The sequence below is a fragment of the Kitasatospora sp. NPDC059462 genome (assembly GCF_042749955.1).
Taxonomy (GTDB): Bacteria; Actinomycetota; Actinomycetes; order Streptomycetales; family Streptomycetaceae; genus Kitasatospora.
Genome location: NZ_JBHYUU010000001.1, coordinates 152,521 through 173,691 on the forward strand (window position 1 = coordinate 152,521; position 21,171 = coordinate 173,691).

Genomic DNA, 21,171 nt, shown 5'->3' on the forward strand with positions numbered 1-21,171 from the left:
TGCCGGTTGAGACGTCGGACGCCGTCGCTCAGCCCCGATCGCTCCGGTCTGTTCGCCGAGGGCGAAACTCCTCGGCGGCCGCGCCCCGGCGGCCGAGCTCCACCAGCCGCCGCACCAGCGCGACCAGGTCCGCCGGGTCGAAGGGCTTGCCCAGGTAGCCGTCCACCCCGACCGACTCCCCCAGGTCCAGATCGGCCGGCGTGCAGGCGCTCACGATCGCGATCGGCAGCAGCCGGGTCCCCGGCGCCGCCCGCAGCCGGGCCGCCGTGCGCAGGCCGTCCAGCCGCGGCATCATCACGTCCAGCGTCACCACGTCGGGCCTCACCCGGCGGACCACCTCCAGGCACTCGGCACCGTCGGCGGCGGTCACCACCTCGAAGCCCTCCAGCTCCAGGTTGACCCTGATCAGCTGGCGGATCACCTCGCTGTCGTCCACCACGAGGACCCGCCCGGACACTCCCGACACCTCACCGAGGGTATCGGCGGCCCCGCCGCCCCGTCCGGCCTTTGCGCACTTCCACCGGCCCGCCCCGGCCGGCCGCCGCGGAAACCCGTGCACGGAGCACGCCCCGGGCCTGGTAGTGTTCTCCACGTCGAAGCGAACGCGACGACAACACCGAGCAAGCCCCCGTAGCTCAGGGGATAGAGCACCGCCCTCCGGAGGCGGGTGCGTAGGTTCGAATCCTACCGGGGGCACTTCGCGAGAAGTGCCGAAGAGGCCCAGGTCAGCGGGTAGTTACCGCGGATCTGGGCCTGATTCGTTTTCCGGCCGCGCCGGGGGCGCCAACGGGCGCCCGGAGCGGCGGAGTTGCCCCGGGCGCGGGCCGTCGGGGCGTCAGCCGGCGACGGGGCCGGGCGCGGTGAAGGTCTCGGCGGGGCCGAAGTCGCCGAAGACCAGCGTCAGCACGTCCTTGCGGCCCTCGACGACCATCGCCTGCTCGACGTGACGGGTGCGGCCCTGCGCGTCGATCCACTGGTCGAGGTCGATGCCCGTGACGCCCGCCGAGGTCAGCATCCGGTGGGCCGCCGGGAGCGGCCCGGCGAGCTGCTCCACGCCGAGGTGGCCGGCGAGGTGGTAGGTCGGCACGCCGTCGGTGGTCTCCATGCCCTTGCGGGCGGACGCGCCCTGGGCGAGCAGCAGCCCGGCGTAGCCGCCGTAGTCGAGGTCCGAGACCTCGACGGTCCGCGGGGTCTTCAGCCAGGTGCCCGTGGCGTCGTGCCCCCGCAGGTACTCGGCGTCCGCGGTGGTGACGGTCTCCCGGAGGTTTCCGTCCTCGTCCTTGAACTCCCAGCGGCCGGTGTACACGGTGTTGAGGTTGAACCGCGCCGTGATGGTGGAGGAGTCCCCGGCGTGGGTCGCCTTCACGGTGACCGCGTAGGGCTCCCCGGCCCCCTTCGCCACGGCCTCCGCGGGGTCGAAGGCACCCGCCGCGGCGGAACCGTCGTCCCCCTCGCAGCCGGTGAGCAGGGCGAGGACGGCGGCGGTGGCGGCGAGGACGGGAACGGTGGTTCGGCGCACGGTGGAACGGCCCCCCGGGGCATCGTGGACGATCTTTGCGCGCCGAGCGTCCCACAGGGCGGGCCCGGGGTCGAACGGGATTCCGGGCGGGCGGGGCCGGTCAGGACGAGGCGGCGGCGACGGCCTCGTCGCACAGGGCGGCGACGGTGTGGTCGAAGTAGGCGCTGTAGGAGGTGTCGTCGGTGTCGCCGCCCTCCTGATGGCCTCCTATGGCGCCGACGACGTGGCCGGTGGCGGTGGAGATCCAGGGGCCGCCGCTGGTGCCGCCCGGGTAGTCGGGGCAGTCGACGACGCGCTGGAAGGTGCCCTGGCGGCCGGTGGTGTTGGTGCACAGCAGGGGCCGCTCGCCGCCGGCCGGGTAGCCGTAGAGGCGGACGGTGGTGCCGAACGGCTCGTCGGTGCCGAGGACGTTGCCGCCGACGACGTCCTCGATCCGCCGGCCGGCGTCGTCGACGGCGGTCTCCAGGACGGCGAAGTCCTCGTCCTGGTCGCCGTCCCGGGACCAGCCGGTGGTGGTGTGCACGGCGGTGACCCGCCAGGTGCCGTACGGGGCGCGGCCGTCGCGGTAGCCGGGGGCGAAGGTGACGCCGGCCGGGTCGTCGAGGCAGTGGGCGGCGGTGAGCAGCAGGTTGCGGGTGGGGCTGTGCAGCACGCTGGCGGTGCAGAAGTGGTTGCCGGCGCGCACGGCGCCGTTGAACAGGGCGCCGACGGTGGCCACTTCGGAGGTGGCCGGGGCGGCGGCGGTGGTGCCCGGCAGGTCGCTCGACGTGGGCGCCGGGGCGGGGGCGGGGGTCCGGGTGGCGGTGGGGGTCGGGGCGGGAACGGGCGTCGCCACCGGGCCGACGGTCACCTTCCGGGGCGCCGTGGCCGGGGCCGCCGTCGCCGCCGCGGTCCCCGGGGAGGCGACGGCGGTGGTCCGGGGGACGACGCTGTGGGTGCCGACGACCACGGCGGCCACGGTCAGCGCGGAGAGGGTGGTGGTGACCAGGGTCGGGGCCAGGTAGCGGCGTCGGGTGGTGCGGCGGCGGTGCTGGCCCATGCGCGGTCTGCTCCTTGCCCCGGTCGACGGCGGTACGGGATCCGACTATGGCGCCCCGAGCTGGGAAGGCCGTGATGCGCCGCTGGGAAGGCGATGAGAATTCAGCCGGTCGCCGCCCTGCCGCGGGGCCCGGACGGCGCCGCCGCGGCCGTGGGAGGTCGGGTGGCACGCGGGCGCCGCGGGCTTCATCGGGCGCGCTGGCGCTGGTGGGCCGGACTCTGCGCCTGGGTCTGCGGCGCCCGGGCGCCGACCGCGCCGGCCGCGCCGGCCTCGGCCTGTGCCGCGCCGTCGGCGGCCCCGGCGGCCTCCCCCGGCGCCGGCCGGTGGTCGATCATCAGGAACGCGATCAGCGCGGCCAGCAGCAGGATGCCCATCGCCACCCAGGTGGCGACCACGTAGCCGTGCACCGCGCCCTCGGCCTGGACGGCGGGGTTGCCGGCACCGGCGGCGCGGGCGGCCAGCCAGCTCGCGGTGGCGCTGGCCGCGATGGTGTTCAGCAGCGCCGTGCCGAAGGAGCCGCCGACCTGCTGGGCCGAGTTGATGGTGGCCGAGGCCGCGCCCGCCTCGCTCGGGGCGACGCCGAGGGTGGCGAGGCTCATCGACGGCATGAAGATCAGGCCCATGCCGAAGCCGAGCAGCAGTTCGGCGGGCAGCACCATGCCGGCCCAGGGGCTGTCCACATGCATCCGGGTCAGCCAGGCCATGCCGGCGGCGGCCAGCAGCAGTCCGGGGCCGATCAGGTTGCGGGACGGCACCCTGGTCATCAGCCGGGCCGCGAAGGCGGTCGAGCTGATCACGATGGCGGCGGTCATCGGCAGGAAGGAGACGCCGGACATGATCGGCGAGAAGTGCTTGATCACCTGAAGGTAGTAGGTCAGGAACAGGAACAGGCCGAACATGCCGATCATCGCCAGGCCGACCGAGAGGGCGCCGCCGCCCCGGTTCCGGTCGGCGACGATGTGCGTCGGCAGCAGCGCGTGCGGGGTGCGCTTCTCGACCAGTACGAACACCACCAGCAGCAGCACGCCGAGCGCCAGCGAGCCCAGCACCAGGGCGTCGCCCCAGCCCCGGGTGACCGCCTCGGACATGCCGAACACGATCGCGAGCAGACCGCCGCAGCCGAGCAGCGCGCCGGGCAGGTCCAGTCTGATCCGGGCGCCCTTGCCGATGTGGTCGCGCTCCAGCACGGAGAACGCCGCGAAGGCGGCCGCCACCGCGATCGGGGTGTTGACGAACAGGCACCAGCGCCAGTCGAGGTACTCGGTCAGCACGCCGCCGAGCAGCAGGCCGATCGCGGCGCCGCCACCCGCGATCGCGCCGAAGATCCCGAAGGCGGTGCTCCGCTCCTTGGGATCGGAGAAGGTCGTGGAGAGCAGGCCCAGCGCGGAGGGGGCCAGCAGCGCTCCGAAGGCACCCTGCAAGGCCCGGGCCGCGAAGAGCATGGTGGGTCCGTTGGCGCCGCCGCCGATCGCGGAGGCGAGCGCGAAGCCGAGCAGGCCGACGATGAAGACGCGTTTGCGGCCGAAGAGGTCGCCGAGCCGGCCGCCGAGCAGCAGCAGTCCGCCGAAGGCCAGCGTGTAGGCGGTGATCACCCACTGCCGGTCGGCGTCCGAGATGCCGAGGTCCTTCTGGGCCGACGGGAGGGCGATGTTCACGATGGTGATGTCGAGGACGATCATCAGCTGGGCGATGGCGATGACCGCCAGGGCCCACCAGCGGCGGGACTCCGCCGCCGCATGACCGGTGGGGGCTTGGGCTTGGGCAGACACTGGGGGAGCCTTTCCGGAGGGGTGCGGAGAGGTCACGCAGTCGCCTTCCAGCCAAACGCTCGGCGCGGCGAATGGCAAGGAAAAATCTGTACAAATCGGTAGAACCAGGACCAGGGAACCAGGGGCGTGGGACCACGGCAGGAGGCCCCCGGGACCGTTCCCGGGGGCCTCGCGCCGTGCTCGTCCGCGGCTACAGCGCCGACAGCTCCGCGACTACAGCACCGACAGCTCCGCGACCAGGTCGTCCAGGCCCAGCGAGCCCTGCGACAGGGCCGCCATGTGCCAGGCCTTGAGGTCGAACACCTCGCCGCGCGCCTCGTGCGCCGCCCGGGCCGCCGCGCGCCCGCGCAGCCAGGCCCGCTCGCCCAGCTTGTAGCCGATCGCCTGGCCGGGCAGGCCCAGGTAGCGGACCAGCTCGCTGTCCAGGAAGTCGGCGGACAGCCCGCAGTACAGGCCGAAGAACTCCCGCGCGGCCTCCGGCGTGACCGGCTCCCCCGCGCGGTACGGCGAGTCCGCCGGGAACTCCAGGCCGGCGTGCATGCCGATGTCGACGATCACCCGCAGCGCCCGCATCATCTGCGCGTTGAGGTAGCCGAGCCGGTGGCCGGGGTCGGTGAGGTAGCCGAGCTCGTCCATCAGGCGCTCGGCGTACAGCGCCCAGCCCTCCAGGTTGGCGCTCACCCCGCCCAGGCTCACCTGGTAGGTGGAGAGCCGGTCGGCGACGTAGTTCCACTGCGCGAGCTGCAGGTGGTGGCCGGGGACGCCCTCGTGGTACCAGGTCGAGACGAGGTCCCACTCGGGGAAGCGCTCCCGGCCCAGCAGCGGCAGCCAGGTCCGGCCGGGGCGGCTGAAGTCCAGCGACGGGGCGGTGTAGTACGGCGCGGCGGCGCTGCCGGCCGGGGCGATCCGGGACTCGACCCGGGTGATCGGCTCGGCCAGGTCGAAGTGGGTGCCCTGGAGGTCGGCGATCGCGGAGTCCATCAGGCCCTGGAGGAACTCACGGGCGGCCTCGGCGCCGGTCCGCGCGGGCCCGTCGGTCTCCAGCCACTTCATCGCCTCCATCGGCTCGGCGCCGGGCCGCACCCGGTCGGCCTCGACCCGCATCTGGGCGAGCAGGTCGTGGAACTCCCCCCAGGCCCAGGCGTAGGCCTCGTCGAGGTCGAGGTCGGCACCGGACCAGTAGCGCACCCAGCGGCCGTAGCGCTCGCGGCCGACGGTGTCGGGGGCGCCGGCGGCGGCCGGCCCGTAGACGTCGCGCAGCCAGTCGCGCAGCGCGGCCAGCGCCTCGGCGGCGGCCACGGCGTGCCCGGCCAGTTCCTCGCGCAGCGCCTCCGGGGCCTCCTGGACGAGGCCGCCGAACCAGCCGCCGGGAACGTCCCCGGCCAGCCATTCGCCGAGCTGGCCGGTCACCGTGGTGACCTGGCGGGGGCCGGAGAGCAGACCGCGCTCGATGCCCTCGGCGAGGGTCGCGCGGTACCCGGTGAGCGCCTGCGGCACCCGGGCCAGGCGGCGGCCGAGGATCCGCCACTGCTCCTCGGTGTCGGTGGGCATCAGGGTGAAGACGTCACGGAGATTGTGGACCGGGGAGCCGAGGTTGTGGACGGCCCGGTACCGCTCGCCCGCGTCGTGGACGGCGAGTTCGGCGGTGAGCCGCTCGCGCAGCAGGCGGGCGCAGCGCCGTTCGGCCTCGTCCCGGGGGGTACCGGCCGCCTCGGCGGCGTCGAGCGCCGCCTCGGCCTCGTCGAGCCGGGCCAGGACGGAGCGGCCGAGTCCGGCGATCGCCTCGGCACCGGCCGGGGAGAGATCGGGGAGGCGGTCGTCCTCGGGGTTCAGGCCCAGGTACACCGCGGTCAGCGGGTCGAGCTCGGCAAGGTCCCGGACATAGGCGTCGGCGACACTGCGGGGTGTGGTGCCGTCGGAGCTGATCAGTTCAACCATTCCGACATCATGGCGTGGCCCGCGCGGTTTGCAAGCCCCTACCGGGTGGCATGGACCGGCCAATCAGCGTCCGGCCGGACGGGGCCGCCCGGGTGGACCGGACTGCCGCCGACGGCGCAGGGCCCGGCCCGGTTCCCAGCGGGGCCGTCCGCGAGCGAACGGGAAGAAGGCGAGCCCGATCAGCGCGGCGGTGAAGTGCCCGAGGTCCGTGAAGGTGTGCGAGAACACCAACGGCACCAGGTAGAAGACCACCACCCCGCCGCCGTACAGCCACCGCCAGCGGCCGGCGAACCGGTGGGTGAGCACCCCCGCCACCCCGGCCAGCGCGTAGGAGACGCCGACGTCCACCGTGTCGGCCATGCTGCGCTGCAGGGTGCCGCGGACGATCCCCCAGGCCACCACGCCCTCGCTCACCAGGGTCGCCAGCACGTGCGCGGTGGCGGCCACCGTGAACCAGCGGGCGGTGCCCAGCCAGCGCTCGGCGTTGGCGTGGACCAGCGTGAACAGCACGGCGTACAGCGGCCAGCTCGACGTCTCCGTCCACAGCGCGCTGGCCACCAGGGCGTGCACCGGGCGCGAGCGCAGGTGCTCCAGATTGGTCGAACGGGCGGCCAGGAACCAGTCCAGGGTGCGCGGGTCCGTCCGCGCCACGACGAAGCTGGTGACCGCCAGGACGAGCAGCCACAGGTAGGTGCCGGGCGCCGAGCGGACCCACGCCAGGAGCGCGCGCGGCACCCCGCGCAGCCGGCGCGCCCGGGGCGGCCGTTCCAGCGTCTGCGCCATCCGGCGGGCCTCCTCGGTGCGGCGGCGTGGTGCGTCCCATCCTCGGGCGGGGCCCGGCGGGCCGCCTCCCGGCACGGGCGTCCGGCCGGGTGGAACGGCCCGCCGGGGCGGGCCGGCGGACCGCCCCGCGGCCGGCCGGGCCGGGCCCCGGACGGGCGCAAACGCCCGTTCGGAAGATCGGTGCAGACCCGGCTCCGATCCGGCCCGGGGCGGTTACGCTGACCGCCATGGAAGCCAGCCCAGCGTCCGTCCCGCCCGCCCCCGAACCGGCCGCCCGGCCGCGGCGCGCCGGGTACCGGCGGCTACCGGTGCAGCAGCGGCGCGAGCAGCTGATCGCGGTGGCGCTGGAGCTGTTCGCCCACCGGCCGCCCGAGGAGGTCGGGCTGGACGACGTCGCGGAGGCCGCCGGGGCGTCCCGGCCGCTGGTCTACCGCTACTTCGCCGGCGGCAAGCAGCAGCTGTACGAGGCCGCGCTGCGCAGCGCGGCCGAGGAGCTCACCGACCGCTTCACGGTGCCGCCCGCCGGCACCCCGACCCAGCAGCTGTCGGCCGTGCTGGAGCGGTACTTCTCCTTCGTCGCCGAGCACGACGCGGGCTACTCGGCGCTGCTGCGCGGCGGGTCGGTGGTCGAGACGGCCCGCACCTCGGCGATCGTCGACGACGTCCGGCGGGCGGCACTGCGCCGGACGCTGCGCCACCTCGGGGTGCGGCAGGCCGGGCCGCGGCTGACGCTGCTGGTGCGCTCGTGGATCGCGGTGGTCGAGGGGGCCTCGCTGAGCTGGCTCGACGAGGGCCGGGCGCTGCCGGTGGACGAGCTGCGCGAGTGGCTGGTGGACCAGTTCGTGGCGATGGCGGCGGCGACGGCGCTGCACGACCCGCAGACCGCCGAGGTGCTGACCGCGCTGCTGGCACTGGAGGGCCCGGACTCACCGCGCACGGCGCGGCTGCGGGCGGCGCTGGACCCCGTCGGGCCGTCCCGCTGATCAGCCCGGGGCGAACAGGCGCGTGGACGGCCGCCCCGCGGTACAGGATCCGGCCATGGAGCTCATCCGCATACGCCCCGACCTGACCGTCATCACCCTGGACTTCGGCACCGCCTACCTCTGGCGCGACGAGGACGGCGCGCTCACCCTCGTCGACACCGGCATCGCCGGGCAGGCCGACGCGATCGAGGAGGCGGTCCGCGCCGTCGGCGCCGACCCCGCCGCGCTGCGCGGCATCGTGCTCACCCACCACCACGAGGACCACGCCGGCTCGGCCGCCGAACTCGCCCGGCGTCACGGCGCCGAGGTGACCGCCCACCGGCTGGAGGCCCCGGTGGTCCGCGGCGAGCAGCCGCCGAAGCCGTTCACGCTGAGCCCGTTCGAGCAGGAGCTGCGGGACGCCCTGCCGGCGCTGCCGCCCGCCCCGCCGTGCCGGGTGGACCGCGAGGTCACGGACGGCGAGGTGCTCGGCTTCGGCGGCGGCGCCGTGGTGGTGCACGTGCCCGGCCACACCGACGGGTCGATCGCCCTGCACCTGCCGCGCGCGGGGGTGCTGTTCACCGGCGACCTCGCCGCCAACGTCGGGCACCGGACCATGCCCGGCGTCTTCAACACCGATCCGGCGCTGGCCCTGGAGTCCTTCCACCGGCTGGCCGCGCTGGACGCCGAGACCGTGCTGTTCGGCCACGGCGAGCCGCTCGCCGAGGGCGGCTCAGCCGTGCTGCGCCGGGCCGCCGAGCAGCTCGGCGAGCACTAGCGGCGGCTCCTGCTCCGCCTCGGCGGCGGCGCTCTCGCGCTCCCAGCGCTCCAGGTCGCGCCCGACGTCCTCGCGGGCCCGCGGGTGGCCGTCCAGCACCGGCAGCAGCTCGCGCAGCAGGGCGACGGCCGCCCGCGGCCGGCCCGAGCGGGCCAGCCAGAGCGCCAGGTCGTGGCAGGTCCGCAGGGTGCGCGGGTCGGCCGGCCCGAAGGCCCGGGAGAACTGCGGGATCAGCGTGACCAGCTGCTCGACGGCCCGCTCGGGCGAGCCGGCCGCGCCGCGCCGCCAGGCGTCGTCGGCCTTCCGCCGCAGCGCCTCCGGGTCGGGGCCGAGCTCGCGCAGCCGGAGGCGGACCTCGGCGGCGTCGGCGGGCCGGTCCTCCGGGTTCTTGGCGAGCAGCTGGAGGATCAGCCGGTCCAGCGCCGGGTAGGGCGAACCGGGGGCCGGCGGCGGCTCGTTGACGTGCTTGTACATCATGCTCACCGGCGTGGTGGCGCTGAACGGGCGGCGGCCGGTGAACAGCTGGTAGAGGATCACGCCGAGCGCGTAGAGGTCGGCCCGGCCGTCGATGTGCTCGCCGGACCAGCACTCGGGCGCCAGGTAGGCCGGGGTGCCGATGACCACGCCGGTGGAGGTGAGCCCGCCGCCCTGCTGGGAGAGCAGCCGGGCGATGCCGAAGTCCAGCACCTTGGCCTCACCGGTGTCGGTGATCATGATGTTCTCGGGCTTGATGTCCCGATGCACCACGTCGCTGCGGTGCGCGGAGTCCAGCGCCTTGCAGACCTGCCGCATCCAGCGCAGGGCGACCGCCGGCTCCGGCCCGGTCCCGGCGCCCAGCAGCGCGGAGAGCGGGCGGCCCCGGACCAGCTCCATCACCAGGTAGTGCGTCCAGCGCGCGCCGTCCTGCACCCGCCCGTAGTCGTACAGGGTGACGATGTGCGGATGGGACAGGCCCCCGACGGTCTTGGCCTCGCGGATGAACCGGCCGACCGCCTCCTCGTCCCCGGCCTTCTCCTCGGAGAGCACCTTGAGCGCGACCGCGCGCCCGATGACCTCGTCGTGGGCGGCCCAGACCACGCCGAACCCGCCCCGGCCGAGCTCCCGCTCCAGCCGGTAGCGGCCGCCCACGACATCGCCCGCCTTCATGCCTTCCCCCACCAAGTCCGCCGGAACCGAACAGCGTTCATCCTGACCGGGTCAGGGTAGCGGCGGGCAGGGGCGTTCGGGTGAACTACCCGGGGCCCGGTCCGGGGCCTACGTCTTCGGCAGGCCGACCGGGTTGATCTCCGAGGTCTGCACGGCCTCGGCGTCCAGGCCCCAGCGCTTCAGCACCTGCCCGTAGGTGCCGTTGCCGATCACCTCGTTGATCGCCCCGTTCAACGCCTTGACCAGGCCGTTGTCCTTCTTGGTGGTGGCGCCGATCTTGCCGAGCACCGCGGCCCCGGCGCCCGAGTAGGTGCCGATCACCTCGGTCTCGCCGGTCTGCACGGCGTGGAAGGCGGTCACCGGGTTGGGGCCGACGTAGATGTCGATCCGGCCGGAGGAGAGCGCCAGGTAGTAGTCCGAGGAGCTCTGGAAGTACTTGATGTCGGCCGGCTTGAGGCCGTTGCGCACGTTCTCCTCGTTCCAGGCGACGAGCAGCTTCTCCTGGTTGGTGCCGGAGCTGACGGCGACGGTCCGCCCCGCGATGTCCTTGGGACCGGTGACCTTCCAGCCGGTGCCCTTCTTCGCCTCGAAGCCGAGGATGTCCAGGCGGTAGGTGGCGAAGTCGTACTTCTCCTTGCGGGCCTCGGTGACGGTGATGTTGGAGAGGCCGACGTCGTACTTGCCGCTGTCCAGACCGACGAAGATGTTCTCCCAGGAGACCGGGTTGAACTCGATCTCCAGGCCGAGCACGTTGCCGATCAGCGAGGCGAGGTCCGGCTCCACCCCGATGATGGTCCGGTCGTCGTTGGCGTAGAAGTCCAGCGGCGGCGTGGTGCCCAGCGAATCGACCACGGTCAGCTTGCCGCGCTTTCTGATCTCCTCCGGCACCAGCGCCGCGATGGCCTCCACCTTGGGCGTGGTGACCCGGTTCTGCTGGGGCGTCAGGTTCACCGTGGCGCCGTTGGGCGCGGTGCTGCCCTTCGCGGGGGCGAGGTCCGCCGCGACGTCCGAGGAGCTGCCGCAGGCGGCCAGGGTGAGGGCGGCGGCGAGCGCGGCGGCGGTCACGAGGGCGCGACGGGGTAGGGACATGGCGGTACTCCTGCCGGTGAGAGGGAGGGGGGTGGTGCCGGTGAGGGGTTCGGCGGGTCAGAGGACCTTGGCCAGGAAGGCCCGGGTCCGCTCGTGCTGCGGTTCGTCGAGGACCGCCCGGGGCGGGCCCTGCTCGACCACGACGCCGCCGTCCATGAAGACCACGGTGTCGGCGACCTCGCGGGCGAAGCCGATCTCATGGGTGACCACGATCATCGTGGTGCCGCTGCGGGCGAGGTCCTTGACGACGTCCAGCACCTCGCCGACCAGCTCCGGGTCGAGCGCCGAGGTCGGCTCGTCGAACAGCAGCACCTTCGGGTCCAGCGCCAGCGCCCGGGCGATCGCCACCCGCTGCTGCTGGCCGCCGGAGAGCTGGCGCGGGTAGGCCTGCGCCTTCTCGGCCAGGCCCACCCGTTCGAGCAGCTCCAGCGCCCGGGCCCGGGCCTCGGCCTTCGGCCGGCGCAGGGCGCTGACCGGGGCCTCGGTGAGGTTCTCCAGCACGGTCAGGTGCGGGAAGAGGTTGAAGTTCTGGAAGACGAAGCCGATGTTGGTCCGCTGCCGCAGGACCTCGCGCTCCTTGAGCTCGTGCAGCCGGTCCCCGGAGCGGCGGTAGCCGATCAGCTCGCCGTCGATCGCGACGAAGCCCCGGTCCACCTTCTCCAGGTGGTTGATCGAGCGCAGCAGGGTGGACTTCCCGGAGCCGGACGGCCCGAGCACCACGGTCACCGAGCCGGCCGGCACGTCGAGGTCGACGCCGCGCAGCACCGCGTTCGCCCCGAAGCTCTTCCACAGGCCGCGCACCTGCACCATGGGCGCCGGCGCGGGCACCTCGGCCCGCTCGCCGGCGGTTTCCTCGACGAGGGTGGTCACGAGCGTCCTCCGGTTGCGGTGGTGGCGGCGGTGGCGGTGCGGGCGCGCAGGCCCCGGACGAACGTCCGGGCCCGCTGGAGCGGGGTGGGCGGCGGCGTGCGGTCGGCGCCGCGGGCGAAGTAGCGCTCGACGTAGTACTGGCCGATCGACAGCACGGTGGTGAGCAGCACGTACCAGACGGTGGCGACCATCAGCATCGGCACCACCCGGCCGGTGCGGCCGTACACCACCTGCACCTGGTAGAAGAGCTCGCCGATGGCCATCACATAGACCATCGAGGTGCCCTTGAACAGCGAGATCACCTCGTTGGCGGCGGCCGGCAGGATGCCCCGCATGGCCTGCGGCAGGACGATCCGCCAGGCCTGCCGCCAGCGCGGCACGCCGAGCGCGGTGGCGGCCTCGCGCTGGCCGGGGTCGACGGCGATCACGCCGCCGCGGATGATCTCGGCGGCGAACGCGGCCTGGTGCAGCCCGAGGCCGATCACCGCCGCGCCGAGCGCGCCCATCACGCCGACCGTCTCGAACTCCCCGAAGGTCGGCCCGAACGGGATGCCGAAGCCGAACCGCCGGTAGAGGTAGGAGAGGTTGAACCAGAAGACCAGCTGGACGATCAGCGGGATCGAGCGGAACACCCAGACGTAGGCCCAGGCGACGGACCGCAGGACGGCACTGCGCGACAGCCGCATCGCGGCCACCACGGCGCCCAGCGCGAAGCCCAGCACGGTGCCGTAGAGGGTGAGTTCGACGGTCCGCCCGACCGCCCGCAGGATGGTGTCGGCGGAGAAGAACAGCCGGAAGGTGGCCCAGTCCCAGCCGGGGTTGGTGGCCAGGCCGTGGGCGAACTGGGCCAGCACGACGAGGGTGGCGAGGCCGGCCGCCCAGCGCCACGGGTGCCGGGCGCGGACGGTGCGCAGCCCGGCCAGCTCGCCGAGGTCGAGCGGGGCGCCCGGGCCGGCGGCCGCGGCGGGTGCGGGTCTGCCGCCGGGTTTCGCGAGGGGTTCGGTGGTGCCGGTGACGGTGCTCATGGGGGACTCCTCCCAAGGGGCCCTGGACAGGGGGTCGCGGATGCGCGGACGGTCACTTGTGCTCGGGAGGGCTGATCCGGGACTCCTCCACGGCCGAGTCCGTCACCCCCCACTTGCGGAGGATCCGCTCGTACGTCCCGTCCTTGATCAGCTCGTTGACGGCCGCCTGGAACGCCGGGGTGAGCAGGGAGCCCTTCTTGAACGCGAAGCCGACGTCGAGGCGGTGGAACTCGCCGAGGAAGCGGGTGCCCGCGGCCTCCTGGGCCGCCTCGTAGCGCAGGCCGTTGATGGTCGACATGACGATGTCCACCCGGCCCTGCTGGAGGCTGGTCAGCCGGGCGCCGTTGTCGCTGAACGCCTTCACCTCGTAGGGCTTCTTGCCGGCGTCGGCGCAGACGCTCTTCTTCGCGTTGAGCGTGGTCTCGAAGGTGGTGCCGGCGCCGGTGCCGATGGTCAGCCCGCAGAGCTGGACCAGATCGGTGACCGGCTGGATCGAGGTGTTGTCCTTCTTGACCGCGAAGCCCTGGCCGTCGTCGATGTAGGTGACGAAGTCGATCGTCTTCAGCCGGGCCTCGGTGACCCCGAAGTTGCCGGTGCCGACGTCGTACTTGCCGCTGCCGAGCGCGGGCAGGATGGTCTCGAACGCCGCCTCCTCGCGCTGCACGGTCAGGCCGAGCACCTTGGCCACCGCATCGGCGAAGTCGATGTCCAGGCCGGCGGCCTTCTTGGTGGCCTGGTCGGAGTAGAAGGCGGAGGGCGGGGTGCCGATCGAGACGCCGAACTTGACCGTCCCGGCGGTCCGGACGTCGGCGGGCAGCAGCGCGGCGGCGGTGTCCGACTTCTTCAGACCGGAGACGAGGTCCTCGGCGGCGGCGGAGACGGCCTGCTGCCCCGGGCCCGCCGCGGCCACCGGCTTCGGGTCCGAACCGCACGCGGCCAGCGCCAGGACCGGCAGCAGGGCGGTGGCCGCGAGCAGGCGGCGGCGGACGGTGGTGGTTCTCACGGGTACGGGTGCCTTTCGGGGTGGGTCAGTGGAGGTGCTTCTCGAACGGCAGCGGGCCGATGGTCAGCGGGTCCGCGGAGACGTCGAACAGCGGGGTGTAGCCGTTGGCCAGGTAGAGCCCGCGGGCCTCGGGCTGGCGCGGGCCGGTGGTGAGGTAGAGCCGGCGGTAGCCCGCCGCGGCGGCGGCCCGCTCCAGCTCGGCCAGCACCCGGGTGGCCAGGCCCCGGCGGCGGTGCGCCGAGTGCGTCCACATCCGCTTGACCTCGGCCGTCCCGGCGTCGAGGCGCTTGTACGCGCCGCCGGCCACCGGCGCACCGCCCTCCAGCAGGAGCAGCAGGACGCCGCCGTGCTGTTCGGCCCAGCTGTCCGCCGGGTAGCGGGTCATCTCCTCGTGCGCCTCGGGGCCGTAGCGGCGGACGTACTCCTCGGTCAGCTCGCGCACCAGCGGCTCGGCGAGCGGGTCGTCGATGTGCACCCGGCGGACCTCGAAGCCGAGCGCCGTCGCACCGCTCGCGCCCGTCACGCCTGGACCGCGATCAGCTGATGCCGGTCGTGCTCGGCGCGCTCGGCCCGCCCGGCCTCGGCGGCCGCCTTGGCGGCGTCCCGCTTGGCGACCTCCTCGCGGACGATCGGGATCACGTACCGGCCGAAGTCGACGGCGTCGTCGACCAGGTGGTAGCCGCGCGCGGAGAGGATGTCCACGCCCAGGTCGTAGTAGTCGAGCAGCGCCTGGGCGACCGTCTCCGGGGTGCCGACCAGCGCGTTGGAGTTGCCCGCCCCGCCGGTGGCGGCGGCGGTCGGCGTCCACAGCGCCCGGTCGTAGCGCTCGCCCGCCTCGGCGATCTCCAGCAGGCGCTGGGAGCCGGTGTTCTCGGGGGCCGCGGCCCCGGCCGGGCGGCCGCGGCGGATCAGCTCGCCGCCCTCCCGGCGCGCCCGGATCGCGGCCACCGTCCGGTGCGCCTTTTCCCAGGCCAGCTCCTCGGTCGGCGCGATGATCGGCCGGAACGCCACCTGGATCCGCGGCAGGTCGCTGCGCCCGGCGGCCCGGGCCGCCTCCTTCACCCGCTCGATCTGCTCGGCGGTGCGGGCCAGCGGCTCGCCCCAGAGGCAGTAGACGTCCGCCTCGGCGCCGCCGGCCGCGTAGGCCGCCGCCGAGGAGCCGCCGAAGGAGACCCCGGGGCGCGGCTGCTGCACGGGGAAGACGTCGGAGACGAAGTCCCGGAAGCGGTAGTGCGTGCCCTCGTGGTCGAAGGGCTCCCGGCTGGTCCAGGCCTTCTTGACGATCCCGATGTACTCCCTGGTCCGGTCGTACCGCTCGTCCTTGGTGAGGAAGTCGCCCTCGCGCTGCTGCTCGTGGTCGTTGCCGCCGGTGATGAAGTGGACGGTGAGCCGGCCCTCGCTGATCCGGTCCAGGGTGGCGAAGGTCTTCGCGGCGAAGGTCGGGTACGAGACGTTCGGGCGGTGGGCGAGCAGGATCTGCAGGGTGTCGAGGCGGGCGGCGACGAACGCGGCGGCGGGCGCCGGGTCGGGGGCGCCGGAGCCGTAGGCGAACAGCACGCGGTCCCAGCCGTGGTCCTCGTGGGCGCGGGCCAGCCGCAGCGTGTAGTCGCGGTCGAACGCGGCGGTGGTGCGCGCGGTGGTCTCGGTACCGTCGGCGGTGGCGGCGATGCCGAGGAATTCGACGGGCATGGTGGCGGAGCCTTTCGGGTCGTGCGCAGTCCGGTGGGCTGCGGGTGGGCAGGCCGGAGGAAGCCCTGGCGGTGCGGCGGGCCGGGCCGTGGTGCGGGGAGGGCGGCGGCGGGCACGTGACGGCCCGCGGGCGGACGGGGGAACTGCCGGAGCACAGCGCGGTGAGGAGGGGAGGAGGGGCGGCGGCAGCGCGCGACCGACGAGCCGTCAGGACGTGACGGCTCTCCCGGCCCGGGACGGGGCACCGAGGGAGGTCCCCGCGAGGGAGGACGGGGCCGGACGGACGGCCCGCTGCCGGGTCAGCCGCGACACGCCGCGGACCACACCCGACCGAAGTCGATGTGGTCGCGGGTGACCAGGGGCTGCTCGGCGTACATGGCCTCAAGTTGAGCAGCGAACCGCGCACGGCGTCAACCACCCTCCATTGCCGCCGTGTTGCGATCTCCTGTCGCCCCGCGAAGCCTTCCGGGACCCGGCCCGGACCGGGCTTCCCGCCCTTGACACCCGCCGCTCGCTCACGCGTACGATCGCGGCCGGAGTGCAGTGCACCGCCGGCCGTGTTGAGGGACGCGGGCCGGCCGCAACGGCCGTACGTGACCACGCCGTACCCCGCCCCGTGCGCCCGCGCGCCTCCCCGCGTGCGCGCACCTCCGCCCTCCCGCCTGGAGCCCGAGCATGGCCACCCCGCCGGACGTCCTGCCCGCCCCCGCCCGCCCCCTCACCGGGTCCGCCGCCCCGCCGTCCGCGGCCGCGCCCGACGCCGCGGCCGCCACCGCCCGGATCGTCCCCCGCCGCCGCCCCGGCCAGTGGGTCTCCGCCGCCGTCGCCCTGCTGGTCTTCGCGATGGTGGTCAACTCGCTGGCCCGCAACCGGGCGTTCCAGTGGGACGTGGTCGCCGACTGGTTCACCGCCACCTCCGTGCTGAACGGCCTGACCCTGACCCTCTGGCTGACCGCCGTCACCCTCGGCCTCGGCTTCCTGCTCGGCACCGTCCTCGCCACCATGCGGCTGTCCGCCAACCCGGTGCTGCGCACGCTCAGCTGGGTCTACATCTGGATCTTCCGCTCCACCCCGGCGCTGGTGCAGCTGCTGCTCTTCTTCAACATCGGCGCCCTCTACCCCACCCTCGGCCTCGGCATCCCGTTCGGCCCGGAGTTCCTCACCGTCCGCACCGTCAACCTGTTCGGCCCGACCCTCACCGCCGTCGTCGGCCTGACCCTGCTGGAGGGCGCGTACGCCGCCGAGGTGGTGCGCGGCGGCATCCTCTCCGTCGACCGCGGCCAGCTGGAGGCCGCCTCCGCGCTCGGCCTCGGCCGGTGGCGGGTGCTGCGCCGGATCGTCGTCCCGCAGGCGATGCGCTCGATCGTGCCGACCGCCGGCAACATGCTGATCAGCGCGCTCAAGGGGACCAGCATCATCAGCGTGCTGGCCGTCTCCGACCTGCTCTACTCGGTCCAGCTGGTCTACCTGCAGTCCTACCAGGTCATCCCGATGCTGATGGTCGCCACCATCTGGTACATCGTGATCACCACCGTGCTGTCCGTCGGGCAGTACTACGTGGAGCGGCACTACGCGAAGGGCGCCACCCGCGAGGGGCTGCCGCCCACCCCGCTGCAGAAGGCCCGCGCCGGGTACCGGCGGCTGCGCGCCGCCGCGTCCGCGCCCACCGGCCTCCCCGGGGAGGCCGGCCGGTGAGCGCCGTCCTGGTCATCGTCGGCGCCGGGCCGCGCGGCACCGGCGTCCTGGAGCGGATCGCCGCCAACGCGCCCGAACTGCTGCCCGCCGACCGGCCGCTGCACATCCACCTGGTCGACCCGCACCCGCCCGGCGGGGGCCGGATCTGGCGCCACGAGCAGTCCCCGCTGCTGCGGATGAACTCGATGGCCGAGGACGTCACGATGTTCACCGACGAGCGCTCCACCATCGACGGACCGGTGCGCCCCGGCCCCTCGCTGGCCGAATGGGCCGCCGCGGTCGAGGAGTTCGCCCCGTACCGGGAGATCGCCGACCCGGACGTCCGGGACGAGCTGCGCACCCTCGCGCCCACCGACTTCCCCACCCGGCGGGCCCAGAGCGCCTACCTGGACTGGGTGTTCCGGCGCGCCGTCGCCGACCTTCCGCCGCACGTCACGGTCACCGTCCACCGGGACACCGCGCACCGCGTCGAGGGCCCGGCCGACGGGCCGCAGCGGGTCCACCTCACCGACCGGGTGCTCACCGCGGACCACGTCGTGCTCACCCTGGGGCACCTCGACTCCGCCCCCGACCCCCGGTACGCCGCCGACACCGCCTTCGCCGACCGGCACGGCCGCGTCCACGTCCCGCCCGCCTACTCCGCCGACGCGACCGCCGAACTCGACCGCATCGCCCCCGGCGAGCACACCGTGCTGCGCGGTTTCGGGCTCGCCTTCGTCGACCTGGTCTCCCTGCTCACCGAGGGCCGCGGCGGCCGCTTCGAGCCGGACGGCGCGGGCGGCCTGGTCTACCGCCCCTCCGGCCGCGAGCCCGTGCTGCACGTCGGCTCCCGGCGCGGCGTGCCCTACCACTCCAAGACCGACTACCGCCTCCAGGGCCCGCGCCCGCCGCTCCCCCGCCACTTCGACGCCGCCGCCGTCGACGCCCTCCTCGACCGCCCCGGGCCTCTCGAACTGCGCCGCGACGCCTGGCCGCTGATGGCCAAGGACATCGGCTTCGGGCACTACCACGAGCTGTTCCACGCCCACCCCGCACGCACCGCCCTGCCCTGGGCGGAGTTCCTGGCCGGCTACGACGCCCTCCCCTGGGCGTCCCCGGAGCTGCACGCCCTGGTCGAACGGGCCGTCCCCGACCCGGCCGACCGGCTCGACCTCGAACGCCTCGACTTCCCGCTCGCCGGCCTCGAACTCGGCTCCGCCGAGGAGCTCCAGCAGCACCTGCGCCGCTACATCACCGAGGACGCCGACCGCCGCGCCGACCCCGCCCACAGCGCCGACCTCGGCGCCTTCCTCGCCCTGCTCTCGCTCTTCGGCCAGCTGCCCCGGCTGCTCGGCTCCGGCCGGCTCACCGCCCGCTCGGTGGCCGAGGAGGTCGACGAGTGGTTCTTCGGCTACTTCAGCTACCTCGCCTCCGGGCCGCCCGGCTTCCGGCTGCGCCAGCTGCTCGCGCTCTCCGAGGCCGGGGTGGTCCGCTTCCTCGGCGCCGGCATCCGGGTCGAGCGCGACGAGGCCGGCGGCACCTGGCGGGCCCGGGGCGCCACCGTGCCCGGCCACAGCGTCACGGCCACCGCGCTGGTCGAGGCGTACCTGCCCAAGCACGCGCTGGCGCGCACCCGTGACCCGCTGCTGCGCGACCTGCACCGCACCGGGCGGATCACCGAGGAGGTCGTCACCGACCCGGAGTACACCCACCGCTCGGGCCTGCTCACCATCCGCCCCGGGGACAGCCGGGTGCTCGACCCGGCCCTCGACGGTGACGCGCACCCCCGCCGCACCGCCCTCGGCCCGCACACCAGCCTGCGCGCGGCCGCCGCCTTCGCCCGCCCGCGCACCGACTCGCCCGGCTTCCGCCAGAACGACGCCGCCGCCCGGGCCCTCCTGTGCGCCCTCGCCCGCGCCGACTCGGCGGTGCCGGCGTGAGCGCCGGGCCGCCGGGCGCGGCGTCCGGGCGGGGTGCCCGGGTGCGGCGGGCCCGTCACGGGCCGTAGATCTCCTCCACCAGGTCCTCGGCCGTGACGTGGTCCGGCGCGGAGAGGATCCAGTCGCCGACCTGCTTGATCCCGGTGCCGCGCTCCAGCGCCGTCAGGCACGCGTTGGCCTCCTGGTCCGAGGCGAAGTCCCAGGCCAGCAGGCGGTGGATCAGCAGCAGCGCCTCCCCCGGGTGCATCTGCGGCCGCCGGCCGGGCCGGGCGCGCCCGGCCGGGGCCGCGGCCAGCCGCTGCTGGTAGCCGGCGAGGTCCTGCCAGGCCTGGAGGGTGGCCGGGTGCTGCTCGCCGAGGGTGCGGGCGAGGTCCGGCAGCAGGGTGCGCAGCTGGAGCACCGCGCCGTCCAGGTCGCCCCGGTTGGCCGTGTACACCGCCAGGTCGTGGCGTGCCTTGAGCACGCGCGGGTCGTGGGCGCCCCAGGTCGCGTGCAGGTCCGGGAGCAGCTGGCCGAGCCGGCGCAGCGCGCTGACCGTCTCGCCGCTCTCCCCGATGCACCACACCAGGTGGTAGCGGGCGGCGAGGGTGTCCGGGTCGGTCCGGCCGAGGGCGAGCCCCATGTCCTCGGCGACCGTGGAGAGCAGCCTGATCGCGCCGCCGAGGTCCCCGGCGCGGCTCAGGAACCAGGTGAAGTCGCGCCAGGCGTTGAGGGTCTGGCGGTCGCCGGCGCCGAGCGCGGCCACGGCCTCCTGGGCCACCGCCTGGAGCTGGACGGCGGACTCGCCGGCCGTCGCCGCCCGGAAGGCGGCGTTGCGGCGCTCGTGCAGCGCGGCCCGCACCTCCTCCTGCGACGGGGGCTGGGGCTGCGGGGACGGGGCTGCTGCCGGAGCCGGCGGGAGCGGAGGGGGCGGCGGCGCGGTCACCGGAGGAGCGGCCGGCGCAGGCAGCACCGTCCCCACCGGCCCGGCCGGCGTCCCCACCGCCCCGGCCGGCCGGCCCGCCTCCAGCGCCGCCAGCCGCCGCTCCACCGTCCGGGCGTCCGCCGGCCGCTCCCCCGGGTCCTTCGCCAGCAGCTCCGTGACCAGCCCCGCCAGCTCCGGCGGCAGCCCCGTCGACGCCCAGTCCAGCGCCGGCGGCGCCTCGTTCAGGTGCTGGTACATCAGCACCGGCGTCGAGTCCCCGCCGAACGGCCGCGCCCCGGTGCAGAGCTCGACCAGCACGCAGCCGAACGCGTAGAGGTCCGCCCGCCCGTCCACCCGGCCCCCGGTCCAGCGCTCCGGCGCCATGTACGCCGGGCTGCCGATGACCGTGCCGGTGGTGGTCAGCCCGCCCGCCCCGATGTCGAGCTGCGCGATGCCGAAGTCCAGCACCTTCACCACGCCCGCGTCGGTGACCATGATGTTCTCGGGCTTGATGTCCCGGTGGACCATCCCCGCGTCGTGCGCGGCGGCCAGCGCGGAGCAGATCTGCCGCCCCCAGCGCAGGCTCAGCACCGGGTCCGCCGGGCCGTCGCGGAGCACGGCGGTCAGGGTGCGGCCGATCAGCAGCTCCATCACCAGGTACGTCACCCGCCGGCCGGCCAGCTCGGCCTCGCCGAGGTCGTGCACGGTGACGATGTGCGGGTGGGAGAGGTTACCGGCCGCGCAGGCCTCCCGGACGAACCGCAGCGCCGCCTTCTGCTGGTCCTCGCCGTGGTGGTTGATGACCTTGACCGCCACCGGCCGCCGCATCCGGGTGTCGAAGGCCCGCCACACCACGCCGAACCCGCCCTGGCCCAGCCGCTCGATCAGCTGGTACCGCCCGTCGAGCACGTCTCCGACCATCACCCGCCCACCCCCGGCCCTGTCGCAGCATCCGCACTCTATCCGCGCCGGCCCGCCGTCCGCCCTCCCCCGTTCCTCCCCGCCCTCCCCCTTTCCTCCCCTGCCGCTCCCGGCCCCGCGGG

The 21,171-nt window shown here is 74.7% G+C and carries 18 protein-coding genes and 1 tRNA gene; 5 read left to right on the top strand and 14 right to left on the bottom strand.

The window, feature by feature from the left end; all coding sequences use genetic code 11:
- Positions 1-28: 28 nt before the first annotated feature.
- Positions 29-457 carry a response regulator gene (locus ACFXAM_RS00605; RefSeq protein WP_380286773.1) on the bottom strand — a complete coding sequence of 143 codons (429 nt, stop codon included), beginning with the start codon at positions 455-457 and terminating at the stop codon, positions 29-31.
- A 167-nt stretch (positions 458-624) separates the two neighbouring features.
- On the opposite strand from ACFXAM_RS00605, the gene ACFXAM_RS00610 reads away from it, so the two are divergent.
- Positions 625-696 (top strand) — tRNA-Arg (locus tag ACFXAM_RS00610).
- 139 nt (positions 697-835) lie between these two features.
- On the opposite strand, the gene ACFXAM_RS00615 is transcribed toward ACFXAM_RS00610, so the two are convergent.
- The 5 genes from ACFXAM_RS00615 to ACFXAM_RS00635 form a co-directional block, all read right to left on the bottom strand.
- Positions 836-1,519 carry a hypothetical protein gene (locus tag ACFXAM_RS00615; RefSeq protein WP_380286740.1) on the bottom strand — a complete coding sequence of 228 codons (684 nt, stop codon included), beginning with the start codon at positions 1,517-1,519 and terminating at the stop codon, positions 836-838.
- A 100-nt stretch (positions 1,520-1,619) separates the two neighbouring features.
- On the bottom strand, positions 1,620-2,558 hold the full coding sequence (locus tag ACFXAM_RS00620; protein WP_380286741.1) for a trypsin-like peptidase domain-containing protein: 939 nt from the start codon (positions 2,556-2,558) through the stop codon (positions 1,620-1,622).
- Positions 2,559-2,743: 185 nt separating this feature from the next.
- The gene (locus ACFXAM_RS00625; RefSeq protein WP_380286742.1) at positions 2,744-4,327 is read right to left on the bottom strand and encodes an MFS transporter; all 1,584 of its coding nucleotides are present in this window, start codon (positions 4,325-4,327) and stop codon (positions 2,744-2,746) included.
- A 213-nt stretch (positions 4,328-4,540) separates the two neighbouring features.
- Positions 4,541-6,265: a DUF885 domain-containing protein gene (locus ACFXAM_RS00630; RefSeq protein ID WP_380286743.1), complete on the bottom strand. Its 1,725-nt coding sequence runs from the start codon at positions 6,263-6,265 to the stop codon at positions 4,541-4,543.
- 63 nt (positions 6,266-6,328) lie between these two features.
- Positions 6,329-7,048 (bottom strand): rhomboid-like protein, encoded by a 720-nt coding sequence (locus ACFXAM_RS00635; protein WP_380286744.1) that lies wholly within the window; start codon positions 7,046-7,048, stop codon positions 6,329-6,331.
- A 227-nt stretch (positions 7,049-7,275) separates the two neighbouring features.
- Between ACFXAM_RS00635 and ACFXAM_RS00640 the strand changes: the two genes are divergently transcribed.
- Together ACFXAM_RS00640 and ACFXAM_RS00645 are read left to right on the top strand one after the other, a co-directional pair.
- On the top strand, positions 7,276-8,031 hold the full coding sequence (locus ACFXAM_RS00640; RefSeq protein ID WP_380286745.1) for a TetR/AcrR family transcriptional regulator: 756 nt from the start codon (positions 7,276-7,278) through the stop codon (positions 8,029-8,031).
- A gap of 55 nt (positions 8,032-8,086) precedes the next feature.
- On the top strand, positions 8,087-8,788 hold the full coding sequence (locus ACFXAM_RS00645) for an MBL fold metallo-hydrolase (protein WP_380286746.1): 702 nt from the start codon (positions 8,087-8,089) through the stop codon (positions 8,786-8,788).
- Here ACFXAM_RS00645 and ACFXAM_RS00650 read toward each other — a convergent pair.
- The 7 genes from ACFXAM_RS00650 to ACFXAM_RS00680 all read right to left on the bottom strand — a co-directional run bounded on the left by ACFXAM_RS00650 (position 8,744) and on the right by ACFXAM_RS00680 (position 15,610).
- The gene (locus tag ACFXAM_RS00650; protein ID WP_380286747.1) at positions 8,744-9,934 is read right to left on the bottom strand and encodes a serine/threonine-protein kinase; all 1,191 of its coding nucleotides are present in this window, start codon (positions 9,932-9,934) and stop codon (positions 8,744-8,746) included. The genes ACFXAM_RS00645 and ACFXAM_RS00650 overlap by 45 nt on opposite strands.
- A 108-nt stretch (positions 9,935-10,042) precedes the next feature.
- Positions 10,043-11,023: an ABC transporter substrate-binding protein gene (locus ACFXAM_RS00655; protein ID WP_380286748.1), complete on the bottom strand. Its 981-nt coding sequence runs from the start codon at positions 11,021-11,023 to the stop codon at positions 10,043-10,045.
- A 57-nt stretch (positions 11,024-11,080) separates the two neighbouring features.
- Complete coding sequence (locus ACFXAM_RS00660; RefSeq protein WP_380286774.1) at positions 11,081-11,833, bottom strand: amino acid ABC transporter ATP-binding protein; 753 nt, start codon at positions 11,831-11,833, stop codon at positions 11,081-11,083.
- A gap of 56 nt (positions 11,834-11,889) precedes the next feature.
- A complete protein-coding gene (locus ACFXAM_RS00665; protein ID WP_380286749.1) occupies positions 11,890-12,918 on the bottom strand; it encodes an amino acid ABC transporter permease in 1,029 nt (342 codons plus the stop codon).
- Between the two features lie 52 nt (positions 12,919-12,970).
- Positions 12,971-13,921: an ABC transporter substrate-binding protein gene (locus tag ACFXAM_RS00670; RefSeq protein ID WP_380286750.1), complete on the bottom strand. Its 951-nt coding sequence runs from the start codon at positions 13,919-13,921 to the stop codon at positions 12,971-12,973.
- 25 nt (positions 13,922-13,946) lie between these two features.
- Positions 13,947-14,444 carry a GNAT family N-acetyltransferase gene (locus tag ACFXAM_RS00675; RefSeq protein WP_380286752.1) on the bottom strand — a complete coding sequence of 166 codons (498 nt, stop codon included), beginning with the start codon at positions 14,442-14,444 and terminating at the stop codon, positions 13,947-13,949.
- Entirely contained in the window at positions 14,441-15,610 is a 1,170-nt protein-coding gene (locus ACFXAM_RS00680; protein WP_380286753.1) for an LLM class flavin-dependent oxidoreductase, read from the bottom strand. Before ACFXAM_RS00680 ends, ACFXAM_RS00675 begins: the two co-directional genes overlap by 4 nt.
- Before the next feature lie 675 nt (positions 15,611-16,285).
- Between ACFXAM_RS00680 and ACFXAM_RS00685 the strand changes: the two genes are divergently transcribed.
- Both ACFXAM_RS00685 and ACFXAM_RS00690 read left to right on the top strand, forming a co-directional pair.
- Positions 16,286-17,305 (top strand): amino acid ABC transporter permease, encoded by a 1,020-nt coding sequence (locus ACFXAM_RS00685; protein WP_380286754.1) that lies wholly within the window; start codon positions 16,286-16,288, stop codon positions 17,303-17,305.
- A complete protein-coding gene (locus ACFXAM_RS00690; RefSeq protein WP_380286755.1) occupies positions 17,302-19,224 on the top strand; it encodes an FAD/NAD(P)-binding protein in 1,923 nt (640 codons plus the stop codon). Before ACFXAM_RS00685 ends, ACFXAM_RS00690 begins: the two co-directional genes overlap by 4 nt.
- A gap of 55 nt (positions 19,225-19,279) precedes the next feature.
- Here the strand turns inward: ACFXAM_RS00690 and ACFXAM_RS00695 are convergent, their stop codons facing one another.
- Positions 19,280-21,049, bottom strand: a complete 1,770-nt coding sequence (locus ACFXAM_RS00695) for a protein kinase (RefSeq protein ID WP_380286756.1) — start codon at positions 21,047-21,049, stop codon at positions 19,280-19,282.
- Between the last annotated feature and the right edge of the window lie 122 nt (positions 21,050-21,171).

Coding starts and splice junctions, on each gene's coding strand:
- ACFXAM_RS00620 (WP_380286741.1), bottom strand. CDS start 2,558: ATGGGCCAGCACCGCCGCCGCACCACCCGACGCCGCTACCTGGCCCCG.
- ACFXAM_RS00630 (WP_380286743.1), bottom strand. CDS start 6,265: ATGGTTGAACTGATCAGCTCCGACGGCACCACACCCCGCAGTGTCGCC.
- ACFXAM_RS00635 (WP_380286744.1), bottom strand. CDS start 7,048: ATGGCGCAGACGCTGGAACGGCCGCCCCGGGCGCGCCGGCTGCGCGGG.
- ACFXAM_RS00640 (WP_380286745.1), top strand. CDS start 7,276: ATGGAAGCCAGCCCAGCGTCCGTCCCGCCCGCCCCCGAACCGGCCGCC.
- ACFXAM_RS00645 (WP_380286746.1), top strand. CDS start 8,087: ATGGAGCTCATCCGCATACGCCCCGACCTGACCGTCATCACCCTGGAC.
- ACFXAM_RS00650 (WP_380286747.1), bottom strand. CDS start 9,934: ATGAAGGCGGGCGATGTCGTGGGCGGCCGCTACCGGCTGGAGCGGGAG.
- ACFXAM_RS00655 (WP_380286748.1), bottom strand. CDS start 11,023: ATGTCCCTACCCCGTCGCGCCCTCGTGACCGCCGCCGCGCTCGCCGCC.
- ACFXAM_RS00660 (WP_380286774.1), bottom strand. CDS start 11,833: ATGGTGCAGGTGCGCGGCCTGTGGAAGAGCTTCGGGGCGAACGCGGTG.
- ACFXAM_RS00665 (WP_380286749.1), bottom strand. CDS start 12,918: ATGAGCACCGTCACCGGCACCACCGAACCCCTCGCGAAACCCGGCGGC.
- ACFXAM_RS00680 (WP_380286753.1), bottom strand. CDS start 15,610: ATGCCCGTCGAATTCCTCGGCATCGCCGCCACCGCCGACGGTACCGAG.
- ACFXAM_RS00685 (WP_380286754.1), top strand. CDS start 16,286: ATGGCCACCCCGCCGGACGTCCTGCCCGCCCCCGCCCGCCCCCTCACC.
- ACFXAM_RS00695 (WP_380286756.1), bottom strand. CDS start 21,049: ATGGTCGGAGACGTGCTCGACGGGCGGTACCAGCTGATCGAGCGGCTG.